The following is a 19,399-nucleotide window of genomic DNA, read 5'->3' as shown; positions in this document are numbered from 1 at the left end:
CGATCTCTTCACAAGCTATGGCACAATCCTTGCAGAAGTTGCAACCTAAATTTTTAAACTCAAAAACAACTCTTTGATTTTCAAGTCTCAAAAGCTCGCGTCCGCAAGCCTTTACACAAGGAGCGTGACAATTTACACAGTCAAATTCTCCGCAAAAATACGGCGGAGCGATAAAATTAGGCGCCTGCTCTTTGGCGCCTAAAATTTTTGTAAAAAGTCTTCTTCTTGAGAGATTATTCGCCTCTTGCAATCTTACCTCACACCGTCATTTAGTATATCAAGCAGGTTTGACCTCTCTGCGCCGTCTTTAGTTCTAAACTCAGGTTTGAAGTTATTTTTAAACGGCACGGTCACGTTTGCTTGAGGAGCGTGGCACTGAGTACAGTTAAACCTATCATCGCTTAGCTTATCTGCTAAGTCCTTATTGTTTCTAATGCTATAAAAGTGCGATTTAGGCAGAGGCGTAGCTCCGGCGTCTTTGGCGACATCAGGCATATGGCAGGTTACGCACATATTCATATCTTTGGTAATAGGGATAAGCCCTTCTAGATCGTGAGGGATCATCGGAGGAGCATTTTCAAATGCGCGCTCTATGTTTTTAGCAGTTCCTGCAGGATCGGTTGAGTATTGATACTCCAGTAGCTTGACTGAATTTTCATCCATCACATCAGAGCTTCTTAATCCGCCCAAATCCTTTGGCTTGTTGTCCGCGACTGACGGCGCATTACACCCTGCAAGGATGATTGCCGCAGCCATTGCACCAAGTGCAAACCTAAAAGTTTTCATTCATTTTCTCCTTAAATTTCTTATGCTAAATTTTAACGCGTCATCGCCGCAAACGTCTATACAGCGTCCGCAGCTGATACATTCGCTAGAGGTTATCAAACCGCTTTCTTTTCCGATTATTCCTAGTACTTGGCTTTCAGGACATATCACTTTGCACTTCATGCATTTTGTACAGTTTTGGCTATCATGTTCTACGCGGATAAACGCAAATTTGCCAATCGTCGCATAAAAAGCGCCAAGAGGACAGAGCTTTGAGCATATCAGTCTATCGCCTACAAAAGCGTCTATGGCAAACACGCCAAAAGCCACAAATATCCAAAGCGTACCGCCGTATATGATACCGCGCTGAATTATGCCGATAAAGCTTACTCCCTCAAATGCAGGCGTTTGCATGATAACCGACATAAAAAGCACAAAGGCAAGTATGTAGTAGCGAAAGCTTTTAGAAAACACGACTACTTTTTTATCTTTGTCGTAGCCAAATTTTACTCTAACAAATCTTGCAAAATCGGTTATCATATTTACAGGGCACACCCAAGCGCAAAATGCACGAGGCGCGATAAGAGCGTATATCAACACAACTATCAAAGCCCCAAGCGCAGCAGAGCTGGCAAGTGTAAAGCTGGCCAAAAACAGCTGCAACACTGCAAACGGATCACTAAGCGGGATAGTGCCAAAGATCATAGACGAGCTTAAATTTCCTTGCAGAATTTTAAGTCCGTAAAGATTACTAATCAAAAACAGAGTCAAAATGGAAATTTGAGTTATTCTTCTAAGCAGTAGGTATTTCATCATATCTCTCCGCTGTTAAGATAGTCTTTGACTTTGTTTTGATCAAGCTTGATCTTGGTGTCTATATCTTTTAGTCTCGTATCATCGCCTTCTATCCAGCCTTTAACGTAGTTGTCATTCACTTCGCCAAGTCCGATCTCTCTTGGAAGCACGAAAATAGCCGCTTTTTTCGTTACGCAGGCGTTTTCGCATTTTCCGCAGCCCGTGCAGTAGTTTGCATCCACCACGGGAAGTAAGAATGCGTGCTTTTCGGTTCGTTCGTTTCTTTTATACTCAAGCACGAGAGCCTTATCTATAAGCGGACAAGCTCTATAACAGGCATCACACTGAATTCCCGCAAAAGCTATACAGCTGTAAGGATCAAGCACGGCTATACCCATGCGAGATTTGTTGATATCAAGCTTATCATCGGTGCTAACGAGCTTCACGTCAAGAGCGTCCGTCGGACAGGCGACCGTACAAGGGATATCGGTACACATGTAGCAAGGCGTCTCTCTTGGCGTAAAATAAGGCGTTCCAAAGCTTATATTATCACCAAGCTTTGCTAGGCTTAACGTATCAAAAGGACATGCCTCCACGCAAAGCCCGCATCTTATACAACTAGCCATAAAGCCCTTCTCATCCCTTGCTCCGGGCGGGCGAAGGATGAGAGTTTGAGCCTTAAGATTAGTCTGCGTACTCCAAGTAAAGCCTCCAGCGATCACTAAGCTAATCGCCTTTAAGCCAAATTTGAGTACTTCGCGCCTATCTTTCATATCTATGCCTTGTAAATTTTAACCGCGCATTTTTTATAATCGGTCTCTTTTGATATCGGGCAAGTCGCATCTAGGCAGACTTTATTTATAAATACATTCTCATCGAACCAAGGCACATAAACAAGTCCTACAGGCGGCTTGTTGCGTCCTCTTAGATCTACCCTTGCTTTAACCTTACCACGACGAGACTCAACCCAAACAATCTCGTTTTGCATTACACCAAATTTCTCGGCATCTTGTTCATGCATATAGCAAAGCGCCTCAGGTACCGCACGGTATAGCTCAGGAACGCGCATTGTCATAGTGCCTGAGTGCCAGTGCTCAAGAACACGACCTGTGCATAGCCAAAGCGGATATGTGCTATCAGGCATTTCGCACGGATCCATGTAAGGACGGAAGAAAATTTTAGCCTTGTTATGAAGTGAGAACTTCTCATCTCCGCTTGTTGCCTTAGTTAGATCTCCTCTTGGAAGTTTTGCGTCTTTGTTTCCATAGAATGCAAATTTCGCTGTCGGGTCAGCTTTTTTCGCATAAGGGTCAAATTTAGTATTAAATCTCCACTGAGTCTCTTTACCGTCAACCACAGGCCATCTTAGTCCGCGAACTCTATGATATGTATCAAAATCAGCAAGATCGTGTCCATGTCCTAGACCAAATTTACGGTAATCTTCCCAAAGGTATTTTTGGACAAAGAATCCATATCCTTTAAATACTTTACCGTCACTTCCAACTACATTTCTATTGTCTCCAAATACCTCAGTGTTGTCATAGTCTTCCATAATAGGATCTTTTGCACCATAACTTCTTGCCTCTTTGTTTGCAAACAACACGTCAAACAATGTATCTTCCTCGCTATAGCCCATCGCTTTAGCCTCTTCTAGCACATTAGGTAATGTTAGCTTGTCATCTACTTTTTGCTCTTTCCATACCTCTTTTAGTTTAAAGCGTTTTGAAAATTCCATCATCTGCCATGTATCAGACATAGCTTCTCCCACAGGAAGAACTTGCTGTCTCCAGTGCTGAGTTCTACGCTCTGCGTTACCGTATGCGCCCCATTTTTCATATATCATCGCAGTTGGCAGGATAAGGTCTGCAACTTTAGCAGAAATTCCAGGATACGGGTCTGAAACGACGATAAAGTTATCCATCTCACGAGCCGCTTTTATCCAGTGGTTTGCATTTGCGGTGTTGTGCCATGGGTTATTTACGTGAACCCAAGCCCATTTTATCTTGCCATCTTCTAAATCACGCATGATTTGGACAAAGTGAGGCCCTGATTTAGGATTTAGCGTGCCTTTTGGAAGCTTCCAAATTTTCTCAGAAATTTCACGGTGTTTAGGGTTTGCCACAACCATATCCGCAGGCAAGCGGTGCGAGAAAGTTCCAACCTCTCTAGCTGTTCCGCAAGCTGAAGGCTGACCTGTTAGCGAGAATGCTCCGGATCCAGGAAGCGCTTGCTTGCCAAGCAAGAAGTGGATCATATAAGATTGCTCGTTTACCCATGTACCTCTTTGGTGTTGGTTCATGCCCATAGTCCAAAAGCTTACGACTTTTCTTTGTTTTTCTATATATAGCTCGGCTAAAGTTTTTAGCTTTGTTTTAAATTCTTCCAAATCTTCGTTTGGATCGCCTTTTGCAAGCTTAGCAACAAAATCGAGAGTATAAGGAGCAAGTGCTTTTTTGAAATCTTCAAAGCTTATCTCCCAGTGAGCTCCGGCTTTTGCATTGTTTTTATTTTCCATAATATCGCCGGCTTTTAGCCCTAGATAAGATAGGGTTACACCCTCATTTTCGCTTATCTTCTTTCTAAGCTCGGTCTCTAGGATATCTTTTTCGTTTGGATATTTTGGATGGTTAGGGTTGTTTCTCAAGCCATATCCTATATCTGCAGGTCCTGTTGTGAATATACAGTGTTTTTTAACAAATTCTTCATCTATCATATCAGGATGGTTATAAACTATCTCGCGAGCTATATAGTTAAATATCGCAAGATCGGTTGAAGGTGTAAAGATAATCTCAATATCGGCTAGATTTGAAGTTCTGGTAGAATATGTACTTAAATTTACTACCTTTACTCTTTCAGGATCGGCTAGCTTTCTATCACTAACTCTCGCCCAAAGCACAGGGTGCATCTCAGCCATATTTGCTCCCCAGCAAACTACCGTATCGGTTAGCTCGATATCGTCAAAACAACCTGACGGCTCATCTATACCAAATGTCTGCATAAACGCAACAACCGCAGATGCCATACAGTGGCGAGCGTTTGGATCTATTGCGTTACTTCTAAAACCGGCCTTTATAAGCTTAACAGCAGCAACACCCTCCATAACAGTATATTGACCCGAGCCAAATACGCCTATACCGTGAGGTCCAAGCTCGTTGTAAGCCTTTTTAAACTGCTCGGTCATTACGTCAAACGCTTTTTGCCAGCTTACTTGCTTAAATTTGCCCTTTTTATCAAATTCGCCTTTTTCATTTACGCGAAGAAGCGGGTGTGTGATACGATCCTCTCCATACATGATCTTAGCGTTAAAATAGCCTTTAATACAGTTTAAGCCTCTGTTTACAGGAGCTGCCGGATCTCCCTTAACGGCTACTATCTTGCCATCCTTGGTTGCAACCATAATACCGCATCCCGTTCCGCAAAAGCGACATGCAGCCTTATCCCAGCGCCAACCTTTTTCGGCATTTGAATTCGCCATCAGATTAGCAGGCATCGCTATACCGGCACTAGCACAAGCGGCACTTGCAGCGGCACTCTTAATAAAATCTCGTCGATCCATCTTTTCTCCTTAAATTTTTTAAGTTTTTTCTTAAAATTTTATTTTATATTTTAGATATTAGCTTACAAAAGCTGAGTTTAAATTGATTAAAATCAATTAATTTATTATTTATGTTTACTTAATTAGTCTAGATAGTGAGTTGTATTATTATTTACAGTTTTTAAATAGCTCCTAAAACCTGCAATATATAATTTTTTATATTGATATTTTAATACTTATTCTAATTTTAAAAGGTAAGATATTAATTTTTCATAGCTTTATAATCAGTGTATTTTGGTAACACTTTGGTTTTAAAGCTAATATTTTTCTTAGAAAATTATTAATAATTAAAAATAAATTTAGAAATAAAACTTCATTAATTTAATTTTTTATTCTTAAATATAAAAATTAAATTATAATAAATTTAGATGAATAATATTAAAAAGTAGCTCACAAAATAAAATTTAGCGTGATTTCTCACGCTAAATTTTAAAAACCAAGTTTAACTCCTCCGCCTTGATTAAGCTCATAGTTACTTTCTCTTCCTTGATCAAGCCCGATGCTGTCATTTGAAAAAGGTCTACAAATATCTCCTATAGAAATTTTTCCATCTTTTATCGTAGCATAAGAGATTTTTGGAGTCACTCTGGATACCTCAACGCTACCCACACGTTTCTCAACCCTGCCCGTAGTCTCTTTGGTATAGGCATCTTTTAATGCTTTACCAAGAGAGAAACACTCATAAACTTCACCTACAGATAGCTTTTGTGTAAAAACAACTTCAGATGCGCTTGCATCCGCAACTTTTAATGGATATATAGCATTTACTATATCTTTTGCAATATTTGTCGCTATCTCATCTATGACAGCATTTTCAGCTATCAAGCCCCTTTCTTTTTGGCTAGTTTTAAAACCGAGAGTATTTGAAAATTTGACCTGACGTGTAGCAAATAGCAACACCTCATAATCAATCACAGTCTCTATAGTATTGCTAACCTTGCCTGTTAGATTGCTAGTTTTTGTCGTAGCGTCCATACCTCTTATTTCAAAGAGCAAAATATAATCTGTCGCAAGGGCTCGTCCTAGTTTATACTTCTCATCTTTGTGTGCATCTCCATCTCTTATGAAACTCTTTTCCAGCTCATAATAACCCTCATTTTGCCTATCAAGCAAATTAAATTTACGACTTTCCAGCAATTTAGCAGTTATTCTTTTATGGATTAAATTTCCAATGCTTTCATATTCTATGGAAGATTTATCAAAAACAACCACACTTCTACGACTATCAGCGCTTAGCCCGGGAGCCTTATATTTTTTTGTAGTTGTAGTTTTTTTAATTTCTACGGTTGCAAAATATCTGCCTTGCATATCTTGATCAACACTTAAAACTTCATAAGAATCGGCTCTACCCTTGGTGGCTTTGTTTATTTGTTCGCTGTATGAGTCTGTTATTTTACTGCCGCTATTATCGCTTATAGCGAATGTTTGAGAATTTTTTATAGAGTTTATACTAACTCCATTCATTTTGCCTATAGCCTCAATAATGGCGTTATTTATAGCTTCTTCGCGAGTTATTCCGGAGCCTTCTCCAATCTCCGTTTTAGTAACTGTTTTACTTACAATTTCCGCCTGCACATTTAACACAAAACCAAAAAGAGTCAAAATCATAAAGATTTTATTCAACATATTTTATCCTTAAAAATCATCAATACTATTGACCGTCTTAGATTCTCTAGTTTCTTTTTTTGAACTGCTTGATTTTTTAGAATTTTGACCAATAGGAGCTATTGACTTAGTGGCATTCTCATAGTTAGAATAAGCATAAACTCTCACAACACCAACTCTTTGAATCCCATTTTCATCCTTATAAGACCATCTCTTAAGAGTTCTAATTCCTCTAAGATTACCGCTTGCCTTAGATTTTATAGATTGCATTACCTTATCAACTATCTCTTTAGGACTTGATTCCACCTCTTGCGTTTGCCCGGAATATAGATCTATAGTTTGTTTTATAGCTCTTTCGACTTCCTCCCCTGTCTCTTGCTCACGGTTAAAAGATATAATTGTATTTATAAACTCGATAATAGCCGCATCAGCCTTTTGGGATGCTGCATCTTGTGCCATTTGATGCATTCTATCAAGCATATAAGAATCATTAGAAGTTGGTAAAAAGCCCCAGTTGCCGTAGCTTAATATTACAGGCTCTCCTTTTTCGTTATAAACTAAGCGCATTCCATATTCGTTTAAGTAACCCCTATCATTATCTGGTAATAGCTCTTTGATATTTTTACCATTTCCTTTTATATTAGGTTTTCTCCTAAACTGCATATCTCTAGCAATTTGTCTAGTTTTATCACTAACTACACCTATTACGCCCACTTCATAATTTCCACTACCGGTTCTTGAAACAAATGTTTTAACGGGGACAAGTCCGGACATTCTTCCCAAGGCTGTAGTTATCTGCTTTGATACAAATTTCTCTTTGAATAAAACTTTCTTTTTCTCTTCCGTTAGGCCTTCAGGATTTATACCCAAATCCATTAATGCTTTGTCTAATGAGGCGCCGGCTAATTGTCCTATTTTATCAAAAATTTGAGATATGATACCACCTTTTTGTGTAGGCTCAAAAACTTGAGCGTTGGTTGAATTATCTTGATTATACGAATTTATCTTTTCTACACTAATTCTTCCATATACATCTTTTACAAACTCGCCTTGAAGATTTAATATTGCCTTTTCATAAGCATTTTGCAAGGCTTTTGCAAAATCAGCATCTGTCTCTTTCGCTATAGCGGCAGCTTTGCTGATATAAAAAGTTCTACCGTTTAATGTTTCACCATAATTTATATTGTTTTCATTAGCAAATTCATCAAAAAAATCTTCAACAGTTTTAAAGTCTTTTTGCCCTGTATATTGTGATATATTATTTTGACTATCCACATCAGCCTGAGATATATCTTGCTCTGCTTCATTAGCATACATAGTGCTGATTAAAGCCAAAGCGCATAAAAACAACTTTTTATTCATTCTAATTCTCCTAAATTTAAAAAGTAAAATAAAATTTGAACTTCAAATTACCATGTAACAGACTTACTAGAGCCTGTTTTGTCTATTGTTTTTTCATCTTCCCAGTGAACAAGACCTGAGTTAAGATCTGTAAGCCTTAACAAAAAGAAATACTCAACCTGTGTTTTTCCATTGCTAAGCTTTACGTTGTCTTGACGAATTTTACCTGCCAAAGAGAAATCAGGAGCCACTAAAGCGCCTTTTTTGGCAATAGTTTTTTGATTAAATTCATCATCTTTTCTCAACTCTCTAACATCATGACTCATAGAATCAAGTGCGCCGCCAGCCGCAACTGCTGATGTAAGTACAAATTTACCACTTCTGCGCATTGCTTGAGTTATCTTGGCGGTTAATTTTTCAGTATCTATTCTAAGTGCTGTATCATTTACGACTCTACCCATGGCCACCACTTTTCTAACACCAGGCTGCAAATTTACAAATGCAGGATCACCAAGCAGGCTTTGTATCATAGTTTCGGCAGCCACTTCAAAGTCCTCTCTATCTAGTCCTAATGTAAGCGCATCACCTTTTTTAACCTGAGTAGCCTTACCGTCAGTATAAACTGGCTGATTAGTAGCACAACCCGTTATTAAAAATGCAGCCAAAACTGCTGTTGTTAAAATTTTACTTTTCATTTTGTCCCCTTATTGGTAATATAAATTTTAAAAGTTTTTGCATCTTTATTTGAAGCAAGATATTTGACGATAATCTCTCTATTTTTATTTAAATAAAGAGTTTTATAATCATCCGTCAAAGAATCTCTTAATACAAAGCCATTCTGATCAAACCAAGTGAGTTTATAAAAAATATTTTGCGATTTGGGGCTAAAAAACACTATTTCCGCTTCTAACAATCCATTGTTATTAACCCTATTTCTTACGTTTCTTATAACATTTTCCGAGATACCATCCGCTTGGATCAAGCTTGTTCCGCCATATGATTGTAAAAATATATTTTGAGTTTTCGATCCGCAGCCTAAAAAGACAAACATCACGACTAAAAGTATTGAAATTTTCTTCATTTTGTCCTACCTTTGAATAATTTTAATTTGTGGTGCACTTTGTGCATTAAAAGATCTTACAAAAACAATAGCATCTCTGTTTTTGTCTATCTCGCCGCTTTTAAGTATTGCATTATCAGGAGTCCTCAACTCAAATTTACCATCATTTTTCAGAACCGCTACCTGAGCTGTCTTAGGAAGACCTGTCCAAGACCTGATATCTGACTTTGTAACATAAGCAGTTACCAATGATACGCCTATGCTTAAGAATCCGCCGGTAGGATCATTTTTAGCTACGGCAGCATTAATAACTGTTTTTACTATACCTTGGGCTATAGTTTGGGCAATTATACCAGGAAGTTCTGTCTTAAACTCAGTTGCTATAATGTTATCAAAATTTGCAATTTCATAAGTTTGCACTCCGTTTACGTTAAGCATACCATAACTTGGCAAACGCTTTTTAAGAGTCGGAAAAGATATGCTAGTTGAGGCAAATTGATTTCTTTGAAAATCTATTAAAAATGGAATAGTTAAATTAAAAGAGTCTTTTTCTACACCCATACCATCCTCATATATCAAGAATATGTAGTTTTCATCATTATTTTTTACAGAATTTGCTCTACTTTTAAAAATTTTATCAATAGCTTCAAAATTTTTATCATCAGGGTGGGTTATAACAATCTCTCTAAATTTATCAGCTGCATTTACATAGTCTTTGTCCATAAAGAAAAATACTGAAGCAAGATAGGTTGCATAAGGATTTGTGAAAACTTCAGAAGCGCTAAATTCTTTGAATAATGTATCATAATAAGCATTAGCCTGCTCCGCATTTTTCATATTTTGTTGATAATTAGGATCTTTTTTTGCTTTTTCAATCTCATCCCTACTCTTTTCTATTTGAGCTGCAAAATAATCTTTAGCCTTATCCTGTCTTAAAAGAGCTCTATTAAACTCAACTCTGGCATTTTCAAAATCGTTTAAACTCATAAAATTTAGACCCTTGTAGACATTGACCATAATTCTCTCGTATAGGCTTCCATCATAGTCAAATAATGTGTCACTCAAAACTGTTCCTACAACCGTTTTACCAACTTTTGATCCAGTATCCTCTAAATCAACATCAACTTTATAAGATTCCTCTGCAGCATCAAAAAAATAGTTGCTTGCATTATAATCCCCGCAGTTTCTAGTCATAAGGCCTGCATTTAACCCTGTATAAATGACATCATCTTTTTTTTCTACTAAAGCCTTTTTTTCATTTATAATATTTTGATCACAGACCCCTATTTCGATTGCTTTTTCATAATTCAAATTTGCAGATTTTTGACTCACGCAACCACTAAAGACCAAGGCCAACAATAAACCAGATAACAAATGTTTATGATACATTTAATATTCCTTTATATTTTAAATAAATAATAAATGTATTATATCCAAAATGAGTATTAAAATATAATATAAAATTAGGATTAGTTATGTAAAATACTGATATATATATATTAATTAATTCTAAAAAATTTTTTTATAGATATATATGGTAAATAATTATTTAAAAACTAATGATTTTTGACAATAATTTACTATATTCTTATATTTTGTTAGTATTTTTAAATATTACATATTGTTTTGAATGCACTATATCCACAATCTTTTATTTTTTGAAAATTGTATTTTTTATGTTGAATATACTTTTTTACAAACATCTCTTGATTTATTCCTAAATTATTCAGAAAAATATTATAACAATAGTAATTAAAAACAATAATTTTTTAAAATCAAAACTCAATAAAATCCTACAGTAAGGTATTAGCTAGAATAAAAGAAGATATTTAAATCCAAAGAAAAATTTAAATGGGGGCGAGGTCACCCGAATATGCTATTTAAATGAAGGTTAAATAGATATTTAAAACTTTAAGTTTCAAAAAGTCCTTCAATTAGTCCCTTATTTACTTTTTATTTTAAAACTATGAGTCTTATTGCAAGTTTTTATTTTAACATACTTTTACAAAAATCAACAATAGCTTACAATTAAAACAGATAAAAAAGTTAGAAATAGAAAAGTAATAAATTAAAGAGTTCCTCATTAACACGTATGTTATTGTGAAGATGAGTGTAGTTTAAAAAAGTTATAGTTAAAAGAAAATATCAAAAATTAAAGAGACTGAAAAACTTTTTTTCGATTTTCAACAAGAGTTATACAAACTGAACAAAGCCACAAAAAAAGAATCAATAAAAGTATGCTTATTATACAAAATGTTCAAAATTGAGCAACATCTAATTATAAAAATAGCCTCTAAAATTCATAGTATATAGTATAATGATATATAAAGTGAATTCATGCCACAACCTGTCATATTAATATGTTAAATTTCCATTATAAGTTATATAAAGAAAGGAAAGTAATGTATATTTATGTTTTATATGGAGTTATAATTTTAGCAATCGGATATATTCTTATGATGTATTTTAGTAAAAATAGATTGTTTCAAACAGCACAGCTAAAGAACTATATAAATAGTAGCTCCTTTGCTTCTATTGATAAAATACTACAAGATGAAAATGCAAAGAATAATTTTGCTCAGATAAAAAATAAAATTATTGCTTTCTATATGATTAGAGACGAGCTCTATGATGAATTAAAAACATTACAAAAAAGACTTTTAAAGATATGTAATCTTTTGAAAAATAACTCGAGTAGTAATTTAATAAAAAGAAGTCAGCTTTTAAAATTTAGATATTTTGAGAGTAAAAGCTTTCAACTATTTGATAACTATTCTAGTTTAAACGAAGAAATACTAAAAAGCAATGATGTATTAAAAGATTTTAAAGATCTTGATGACTTAACAGTTATGCTAAGATATATAAAAGAAATTATGGTAGAAAACAATATGAAAGTCTTAGATGAAATAACAAAAGACTTTATTGTGGATAGCAAAGCAATAAATAATGAACACAGAAGACTAATATTTAAGAAATAATGAATGTGTAAAATCATTAAGAACTCTAAATAATGTTGCAAGTATGCAAGGAACCATAGCGGCTTTTGCCAATACATTTAATGTATATAAAATGTATTATGATAAGAAAACTCCAAAGGAAGTAGCGCAATAATATTTATTTTAAATATAAAATTTGATAACACAAAAATAATCAAAAAATAAGCTTTAAATAAACAAATATAAAATATAATATAAATATTTTATTAAATAATTTTCAATTCAATAGGAGAATACTTTATGGAAAACACAAAGAATCAAGAGGAACAACTTCAAAAAGAAGTACAACTAGATCTTTTTGAGCTAACAAAACAGGCAGGGAATATTTTTCGAGAAGCCAAAAAAGAAATCGAGAATAATCTAAATGTTTTGATAGTTGGGAAAACAGGCGTAGGTAAAAGTACTCTCATCAATACTGTTTTTGGAAGCGATGTTGCTAAAACTGGCTCAGGAAAACCTGTAACTCAAGAGATTCAAAGAATAGATGTTAATAGATGCTTTACTATATATGATACAAAAGGTCTCGAAATGAAAGATTTTGAGACTACTTTTGAAAACATTAAAAATTTTTTAGACGAAAATGCAAAAAAAGATGCTAATTCTCAAATAAATATAGTGTGGTTTTGTATTGCAGAGCCTGGCAGAAGAATAGAGGAGGGCGAAAAAAGACTATTTAATCTTTTTAAAGAAAAATCATATACAACCATAGTCGCTATCACAAAGTCTCAGCAGGATAAAGATGAAAATGGTCATAAATTTTCTGATATAGTTAAAGAGGAGTTTCAAATTAGTGATGCCATAATACAAAGAGTAAGAGCCATGAAGGTTGAAGATGACGATGGTGACGTAAAGAAGATAATAGGTATAGATGAGCTTATAAAAAAAACTTGCGATAAACTACCTGAGGCATCAAAGCAAGCTTTTGCCAGAGAGCAGCAATATAACAAGAAAATTAAGGAAGAGGCTGCTTTAGGGATTATTAATAAATATTCAACAGCTGCCTCAGCCATCGCATTATCACCTATTCCTTTTAGTGATATTGCATTACTACTTCCTAATCAATTGGCCATGATAACTCATATTACAAGTATTTATGGATTTGATGTTTCTCCAGAAGGTATAGCCAAACTAACGGGCTCTTTTGTAGTTGCTGCCGGAATAGGATTTGGCACTAGAGCTGTAGTTGGCAATATGTTAAAACTGATACCTGCAGTAGGAACAATAGCTGGAACATCATTTAATGCTGTAGTTGCAGGCTCTGTAACTAAATTGATAGGAAATGCATATCTGGCCTTTTTAAATGATAATTTTGAACTTATTTATAGTGGAGACTTTGATCTTATGTCAAATTTAACATCTAGTATAATAGAAGAGTATATAAATAAACAAAAAAATATGTCTTAACACACTATGTGTTAAGACACTTCTAGAAGGAGCTAAAATGCCGGTTAAGCCACAGCCTTTTAAAATCTGCTGTTTAAAATGTGGATTTTATAAGGTTATTCAATTTTCAAGCGATTGCTTAAGACTTTCGGATATGGAACAGATTCCAGAATACTGCCCCAAGTGCGGGAGTAAGGAATTGGAGAATAGAAAACTTACTAAAATGGATAAAATCATTTTAAGAATTAAATATAATTTTACCAATAATCCTGAATATTTATTGAAAGATTATTGAATATAGTTTTATCAATAACTAAAAACATTAAATTTACAAAGGAACTTCATGAAAAACATCCTTATACTCTATAATCCATATTATCAAAGTGACGTTATAGAGCAGCACCTAAAAGTCCTTATTGACAAAGAAGAAGTTGCTTTTGGTAAAATAAGAGTCAAATTTAGAGATATGGAGCATAACTTTGAATATAAGCTTAAAGAAATTTATCAATCCACTGATAAAGATAACTTCTTGCAACTCTTTTTAACAGATTACTCAAGCCTATTTGTAGCGAAGGTTATAAAAGTCACAAATGATGACATGAGCGACATTGCTCCAAGCTATTATAAAGAAAAAGGGCTTGATGTAGAAAAATGGTTTATTATAAGCGATATAAGAGAGCTTGTTAGAAATGATTTTGAAAGCATAAGGGATAACTATTTAGCAAATTTTACAACTCCAAACTTTAATAATCACACCTATGCTATCTATGGAAATGCCTATGTATATCCTCTAATGGTAGATATGAAACAAGATATTAATTACTTTTCTAACGATACGAGATTTTATACAAATGTTTATAAGTCACAAGAATTTTTGTCTGTAAAAGACAATCTTATAAACTATAGCTTTGGAAGCAAACTTATTAATCTCATGCATCCTGACTCCATAGAAAATATAATCTCCGCCGAACTTGAATATCAAGCCAATAAACAAAATCCTCTATATGATTTTAGCTCGGTAGTTGTCAAATACTCAAAGACCATGGAGCAAGAAATTTATATGTTTGCAAAGGCTCTTTTTAAAGAACTGGCAAATAAAAATTCTAAAATTTTAGATATATCCTACTCGGTTCAAGGCATAAACTACACTCTAAGCGATATTTTTACCAATAAACCAAATTTGGGTACTTATAAATTTTTACTTAAAAACTATCCAGTGCAAAAAGCTCTAACTGGCAGCAAACTAGAAAACTATATAACTAAAACCTTTCCTAAAGTAATCAGCGAGCTTCAAGATATAAGAAACGAAACTGTTCACGCCAAAGCTCCCAAAATAACAGATGTAATAAATCTTAGAGCTAAGATTATCGGGGTCGGTCAAGATAGTATATTAAGCAAACTTTTAAAAGCGGTAGCGGAAGTTAAGAAGGGGATTAGTTAAGTTTAATAATTAAAGTTTATATTATTATTTTTACATCTATATAGCCAAATTAAATTAAAGCTGATTTACGATTCTTATTTGTAATCTTTTTTATGCTCTTTTGATTACAATCGTATTGATATAATTCATCAAAAAACGGATCTAAATTTAAATTACTCCCATAGCAATCTACAACTAATCCATAAAATTTGATACCTTTTGGCTTTATTTGATTAATCTCTTCAAACTGCATATCGCTAATTGCAAGAACATCTGAATTTTTAAATTTTGGATTAGACTTTATAATCTCACAAGCTATTTTTATAGCAGGATTTATGTCTGTTCCTCCACCAAACCTATTGCTCAAAAAATTAGTTAATGTTATTAAATTTGCAGGCAAACTAAAATCTAATAACTCGGTATTAATACCAAAATTGATTAAAAAAACATCCCTTTTATTTTTAGTAGCAAGTTTTGAAATAAAAAGTGCTAAGACCTTTGAAATATTTTCAGGTTCACCAAGCATGCTTCCACTTGTATCAATACAAAGTATAATGGGGCCACTTTTCCCGTAATTATTGGATTCAAAACCAACACTATCCTTATGGACAAATCCTTGTTTTTCAAAGCAAAATAGTCTATTCTCAACAAATTTTATATCAAATAAAATTCCAAAATCAGGATCATCAATCAAAGCAAGTTCGCTTGGTAAAGCATTCTCAAGATCATGCCCAAGAGTGACACCGCTAATCTGCTCTTTTACAAATTTATTCAGATTACCCTTATTGGAATAATTTAGCTTTGTTTTTCCATTGCCTGTTTTAAAATTTTTACCAAGCATATCACATAGTGTTTTTATCTCGTTTTGTTTTAACATTTTTATATATTTATCAAGAACTAATTTTTGCTTTTTGCTAAGCGTTTTATTGTTTCCTGCGCCATGCATTTTACTATTTTCTTCTTGTTGTATCTCAAATAATTCAGACGCCAAAGAGCTCAAAGCGGATATATCAGTTTGAACGCATAGCTTCTTAACCTTATTTATATGATTTTGTTTTATGTTTATAAATTCCTTTTCTATGAGCTCGGAATACAACTCTAGTAAGTAGTTTTTATGACTAATCAACCTATCTTTACTTAAGTTATCTGCCACATATAGACTTGAATTAAAATCACTAATGTTATCCTGCATATCTTCAAGCAAAGAATATAGATCTTCATCGCTAAAATCTTCATCGCTTATACTCTGGTATCTTTGCAAATTTTGTTCTAAATGTTTTTCTTCTTTTTGTTTTGATTCTATAATATAATTTACGCAAAACGAATAGTCTTGTAAAATACAATAAATCAACCATTCATCTTTAATAAAATTTAGATTTATATCAAGATCAAATTCTTTATGTTTTTTTATAAAACTCTTACTCAACATAGCTTTTTTCCATCTCTTTTTTTAAATTTATAGTCTGTATTTTTAGACTTTCTAACTCATCTACTAGAGATGATATATTTTGTATAGCAATTAAATTTTCTTTTTTTGATATAAAAATATTAGAGTTTGTAGCAAAGAAATTTTCAACTTCGCTTTTATATCTATTGAGGTTATTGTCAATATTGTTTTTAAGTTCATCTAGTGCATAGATAATATCTCCTAATTCTTCTTTTTTTGGTGGTCTTGGATTTAATGCATAATTTATTCTTGTTGGTATTGTGGAGCTCGAATAATTATAAACTGTAATTTCTTGACTATTTTCATTTTTTATAAATTTATACTTAATGCTTTGGCTTGGAACCAAAACTCCATCTTTCAGCATTAAAGCCGGATTTAGATTTCCACTGTTTAATCCATCCAAATTAGCATAAAATTCACCGTCAATGTTTAGTTTTAAATACGCTTCTTTATCTATTGTTTTAACTCCATCATAGTACTCTTGTCTTTTAAAAACCTCAGCAACACTATCTAAAGTATTTTTATAGCCATCAAAATTTGTAACTTGTGCTATTTTTTTACTAATCGCTTCATCAATAATTTGAGATATAGCTTGTATCTGTGATTCATCTTCCCATAAAGTATGCTTTAGCAATAAAACATCCGATAGTTCAATATTTTGCCTATCATTTGCTACCGCACTTACACGAAGCAACCCCATAATATTTATCCATCGCCTTTCACTTATATCTATTATCTTAATATCATCACTCAATTCAATTTCTGTCTCATCTTGCTTTTGTATATTATTGTTATACTTGGTTATTTTATTTTTTATATTGACTATCACGTCTAAAATTGCAGACCCTATTTTTATGCTTTTAGAATCTTTAATGATTTTGCTTAAAAGTTCTTCGCTAATTTTCAATTCATCAGAAATTTCAATATTCTCATTTGCTCCAAGCGAGGATAACAGTAGCTTAAAATTTGATTTTTTCTCAATCCTTGGCACTACAAGTCGCAAGACAAATCTATCATAAAGCGCCTCTAATCCCTGACCCTCTTGGGGAAATTCATTACTAGCTGCAACTAGACCTTTTAATGGAACTTTAATCACATCACTGCCATTTGTAAAACGCTTTTCATTGATTATAGTCAAAAGAGAATTAAGGATTGCCGGGCTACTTTTCCAAATTTCATCCAAAAATGCAAAATCAGCATCCGGCAAAAATCCCTTTATTTGACGCTCCAACCTATCTTTTCTAAGCTCACTTAGTTTAAGTGGTCCAAAAATTTCTTCTGGTGTACTAAATCTATTCATTAAATAATCAAAAAACTTATCGCTTGCAAAAGCTTTAGAAACTCTACGGGCTACAAGGCTTTTAGCAGTGCCAGGTGGTCCAAACAAAAAGATACTTTTGCCGGCAATCAAGCTTAAAAGTGTTAGTGAAATCGCCTGCTCTTTTTCAATTAGTCCTTCGTTTAAAATCTCCAAAAGTTTAGAAAATCTCTCTTTGTTTGTCATATTTGGCTCCTTGTTATATTTGTTGCTACTCTTTTATCATCAAATTTTAGTTAAAAACTCTATTTTTCCTTTGCTCATTCTAACCATAGGTTCTATTTTCATTTCTTTTGGGTTTAAATCTCTGTGAGGAAAAAGTTTATAGTATCTTTTTTCTAAAATCAGCTTTCTAATAAGATCACTCTCATCCTTGTAGCGTTGTTTCAGTCTTGCTATTGTTAAATCGGCAATTTGTTGATTAGAAAAGTAGTGAAGTGCAGTCTCTTTGGATTTACTTAAATTTGCAAAACTTCCGGTTTTAAAGCCACGAAAGGCTTTTCTACGCTCAATACTCCACCAATGCTTTAGATAAAACTCAACTTCCATTTGAGAGCTCGTTGCAGGTCTTTGCTCAATAATTTTATTGTCACTAACAACCAAAATACCTACTTGATCCGGAATTTGAAGCTTATTTATAAATTTCTCATCAATTACAACAAAAACCCTATTTGCATATTTTAAATAGTGACTTATTTGATGTTTGAGACGAGCCAAGCTGTCTCTAGCAGACTTTATTTCATATATTGTAATTTCGTTATTTAGTTCAACAATATCAGCCATTGCATTGATTTGCAAAAACTCATCTCCGCCAAGACCTATTTCAGGAACTATAACCGAGTTCAGATTTTTACTATATAGGTATTTTATAAGTTTAATTTTTATACCTTTTTCTAATAAAACTTTCAATTGCCAACCTTTTTTATTTTTTGTTATTTTAATGCGTTACTTTGACAGGCTATGTCATCAAATAAGATATTTTCGGGATTTACAAAATAAAATTTAGTGTATTGAAAAATATAATGTTTTAAAGTCACACATACTCAAAAGTATAAATAAGATTATGCATTATATGACAATTTAATTGAATAAATTTATTGAATACCGCTTAAAGATATAAAGATTTTATAATTAATGTCTTATTGAGTTAATAAAATAATATAGAGTAGAAACTATATCCTATCCATACTCTATATTATTTGTTTTTAAAAGATATTAAAGTTTTTTATTCTTTAATAATCTTTAATCCATCCAAGAGCATCTTATTTAAAACATACTCTCTAACATCCTGAAAACCAAGCTGATAGTTTTTATGTCTAGCCTCCATATCTGCAATTTTTGCATCAAGCTCATCAGGACTAAGACTTCTATATTCATGTAGAAGATCACCAACTTTTGCCTTTATATCTTGGCTATCTATAGCTTTTTTTATCTCTTTCAATCTATCAATTATCATAAAAGTTAAAAATTTTTCACTAGGACTAACTGAGCCACTAAAATCACTTACTTTTTTATCAAGAGCCTTTATTTCTTTATTTATATGCTCTATATCAAACTCTTTGTAGTTATTCATTATTTCACAAAGTTTTTTACTTGCTTCTTCGATACTTTCGGTTTCAAATCTTAACATCGCCATACTACCTTTCTATTAAATATTAATTTATGTTCGATATC

At 33.4% G+C, this 19,399-nt stretch carries 17 protein-coding genes and 1 pseudogene; 4 read left to right on the top strand and 14 right to left on the bottom strand.

Annotated features, from left to right (window positions below):
• The 10 genes and pseudogenes from CDOM16190_RS06590 to CDOM16190_RS06545 all read right to left on the bottom strand — a co-directional run.
• A pseudogene (locus CDOM16190_RS06590) lies at nt 1-250 on the bottom strand (4Fe-4S ferredoxin); the annotation flags it as partial.
• Between the two features lie 2 nt (nt 251-252).
• The gene (locus tag CDOM16190_RS06585) at nt 253-786 is read right to left on the bottom strand and encodes a nitrate reductase cytochrome c-type subunit (protein WP_170019438.1); all 534 of its coding nucleotides are present in this window, start codon (nt 784-786) and stop codon (nt 253-255) included.
• Nucleotides 787-1,578 carry a quinol dehydrogenase ferredoxin subunit NapH gene (napH, locus tag CDOM16190_RS06580; RefSeq protein ID WP_170019469.1) on the bottom strand — a complete coding sequence of 264 codons (792 nt, stop codon included), beginning with the start codon at nt 1,576-1,578 and terminating at the stop codon, nt 787-789.
• A complete protein-coding gene (gene napG / locus CDOM16190_RS06575; protein WP_170019436.1) occupies nt 1,578-2,333 on the bottom strand; it encodes a ferredoxin-type protein NapG in 756 nt (251 codons plus the stop codon). The genes napH and napG overlap by 1 nt, the downstream gene beginning before the upstream one ends.
• Nucleotides 2,334-2,335: 2 nt before the next feature.
• Nucleotides 2,336-5,116 (bottom strand): nitrate reductase catalytic subunit NapA, encoded by a 2,781-nt coding sequence (gene napA / locus CDOM16190_RS06570; RefSeq protein ID WP_170019435.1) that lies wholly within the window; start codon nt 5,114-5,116, stop codon nt 2,336-2,338.
• A 468-nt stretch (nt 5,117-5,584) separates the two neighbouring features.
• Nucleotides 5,585-6,781 (bottom strand): hypothetical protein, encoded by a 1,197-nt coding sequence (locus tag CDOM16190_RS06565; RefSeq protein WP_170019434.1) that lies wholly within the window; start codon nt 6,779-6,781, stop codon nt 5,585-5,587.
• Between the two features lie 9 nt (nt 6,782-6,790).
• Complete coding sequence (locus CDOM16190_RS06560) at nt 6,791-8,122, bottom strand: DUF6844 domain-containing protein (RefSeq protein WP_170019433.1); 1,332 nt, start codon at nt 8,120-8,122, stop codon at nt 6,791-6,793.
• A gap of 47 nt (nt 8,123-8,169) precedes the next feature.
• Nucleotides 8,170-8,796 carry a penicillin-binding protein activator LpoB gene (gene lpoB / locus CDOM16190_RS06555; RefSeq protein WP_170000877.1) on the bottom strand — a complete coding sequence of 209 codons (627 nt, stop codon included), beginning with the start codon at nt 8,794-8,796 and terminating at the stop codon, nt 8,170-8,172.
• On the bottom strand, nt 8,793-9,182 hold the full coding sequence (locus tag CDOM16190_RS06550; protein WP_170019432.1) for a YcfL family putative periplasmic lipoprotein: 390 nt from the start codon (nt 9,180-9,182) through the stop codon (nt 8,793-8,795). Before CDOM16190_RS06550 ends, lpoB begins: the two co-directional genes overlap by 4 nt.
• 6 nt (nt 9,183-9,188) lie before the next feature.
• The gene (locus tag CDOM16190_RS06545) at nt 9,189-10,550 is read right to left on the bottom strand and encodes a COG3014 family protein (RefSeq protein ID WP_170019431.1); all 1,362 of its coding nucleotides are present in this window, start codon (nt 10,548-10,550) and stop codon (nt 9,189-9,191) included.
• Between the two features lie 1,013 nt (nt 10,551-11,563).
• On the opposite strand from CDOM16190_RS06545, the gene CDOM16190_RS06540 reads away from it, so the two are divergent.
• The 4 genes from CDOM16190_RS06540 to CDOM16190_RS06525 all read left to right on the top strand — a co-directional run bounded on the left by CDOM16190_RS06540 (nt 11,564) and on the right by CDOM16190_RS06525 (nt 14,981).
• Complete coding sequence (locus CDOM16190_RS06540) at nt 11,564-12,139, top strand: hypothetical protein (RefSeq protein WP_170019430.1); 576 nt, start codon at nt 11,564-11,566, stop codon at nt 12,137-12,139.
• Between the two features lie 258 nt (nt 12,140-12,397).
• Nucleotides 12,398-13,561, top strand: a complete 1,164-nt coding sequence (locus tag CDOM16190_RS06535; RefSeq protein WP_170019429.1) for a YcjF family protein — start codon at nt 12,398-12,400, stop codon at nt 13,559-13,561.
• Between the two features lie 37 nt (nt 13,562-13,598).
• Nucleotides 13,599-13,835: a hypothetical protein gene (locus CDOM16190_RS06530; RefSeq protein WP_170019427.1), complete on the top strand. Its 237-nt coding sequence runs from the start codon at nt 13,599-13,601 to the stop codon at nt 13,833-13,835.
• A gap of 48 nt (nt 13,836-13,883) precedes the next feature.
• Complete coding sequence (locus CDOM16190_RS06525; RefSeq protein ID WP_170019425.1) at nt 13,884-14,981, top strand: HP0729 family protein; 1,098 nt, start codon at nt 13,884-13,886, stop codon at nt 14,979-14,981.
• Nucleotides 14,982-15,030: 49 nt separating this feature from the next.
• Here CDOM16190_RS06525 and CDOM16190_RS06520 read toward each other — a convergent pair whose 3' ends face one another.
• From CDOM16190_RS06520 to CDOM16190_RS06505, 4 genes are all read right to left on the bottom strand, one after another.
• On the bottom strand, nt 15,031-16,389 hold the full coding sequence (locus CDOM16190_RS06520; protein ID WP_170019423.1) for a vWA domain-containing protein: 1,359 nt from the start codon (nt 16,387-16,389) through the stop codon (nt 15,031-15,033).
• The gene (locus CDOM16190_RS06515; RefSeq protein WP_170019421.1) at nt 16,379-17,911 is read right to left on the bottom strand and encodes an AAA family ATPase; all 1,533 of its coding nucleotides are present in this window, start codon (nt 17,909-17,911) and stop codon (nt 16,379-16,381) included. The genes CDOM16190_RS06520 and CDOM16190_RS06515 overlap by 11 nt, the downstream gene beginning before the upstream one ends.
• A gap of 39 nt (nt 17,912-17,950) precedes the next feature.
• Nucleotides 17,951-18,634 (bottom strand): sce7726 family protein, encoded by a 684-nt coding sequence (locus tag CDOM16190_RS06510; RefSeq protein WP_170019409.1) that lies wholly within the window; start codon nt 18,632-18,634, stop codon nt 17,951-17,953.
• Nucleotides 18,635-18,950: 316 nt separating this feature from the next.
• Nucleotides 18,951-19,355, bottom strand: coding sequence for a hypothetical protein (locus CDOM16190_RS06505; protein WP_169973124.1), 405 nt, complete (start codon nt 19,353-19,355; stop codon nt 18,951-18,953).
• Nucleotides 19,356-19,399: the final 44 nt, after the last annotated feature.

The sequence above is a fragment of the Campylobacter sp. RM16190 genome, assembly GCF_012978835.1.
In the GTDB taxonomy this organism is placed as follows: domain Bacteria; phylum Campylobacterota; class Campylobacteria; order Campylobacterales; family Campylobacteraceae; genus Campylobacter_A.
Note: the sequence above shows the minus strand (reverse complement) of the source record. Positions and strands in the feature narration are given on the sequence as shown.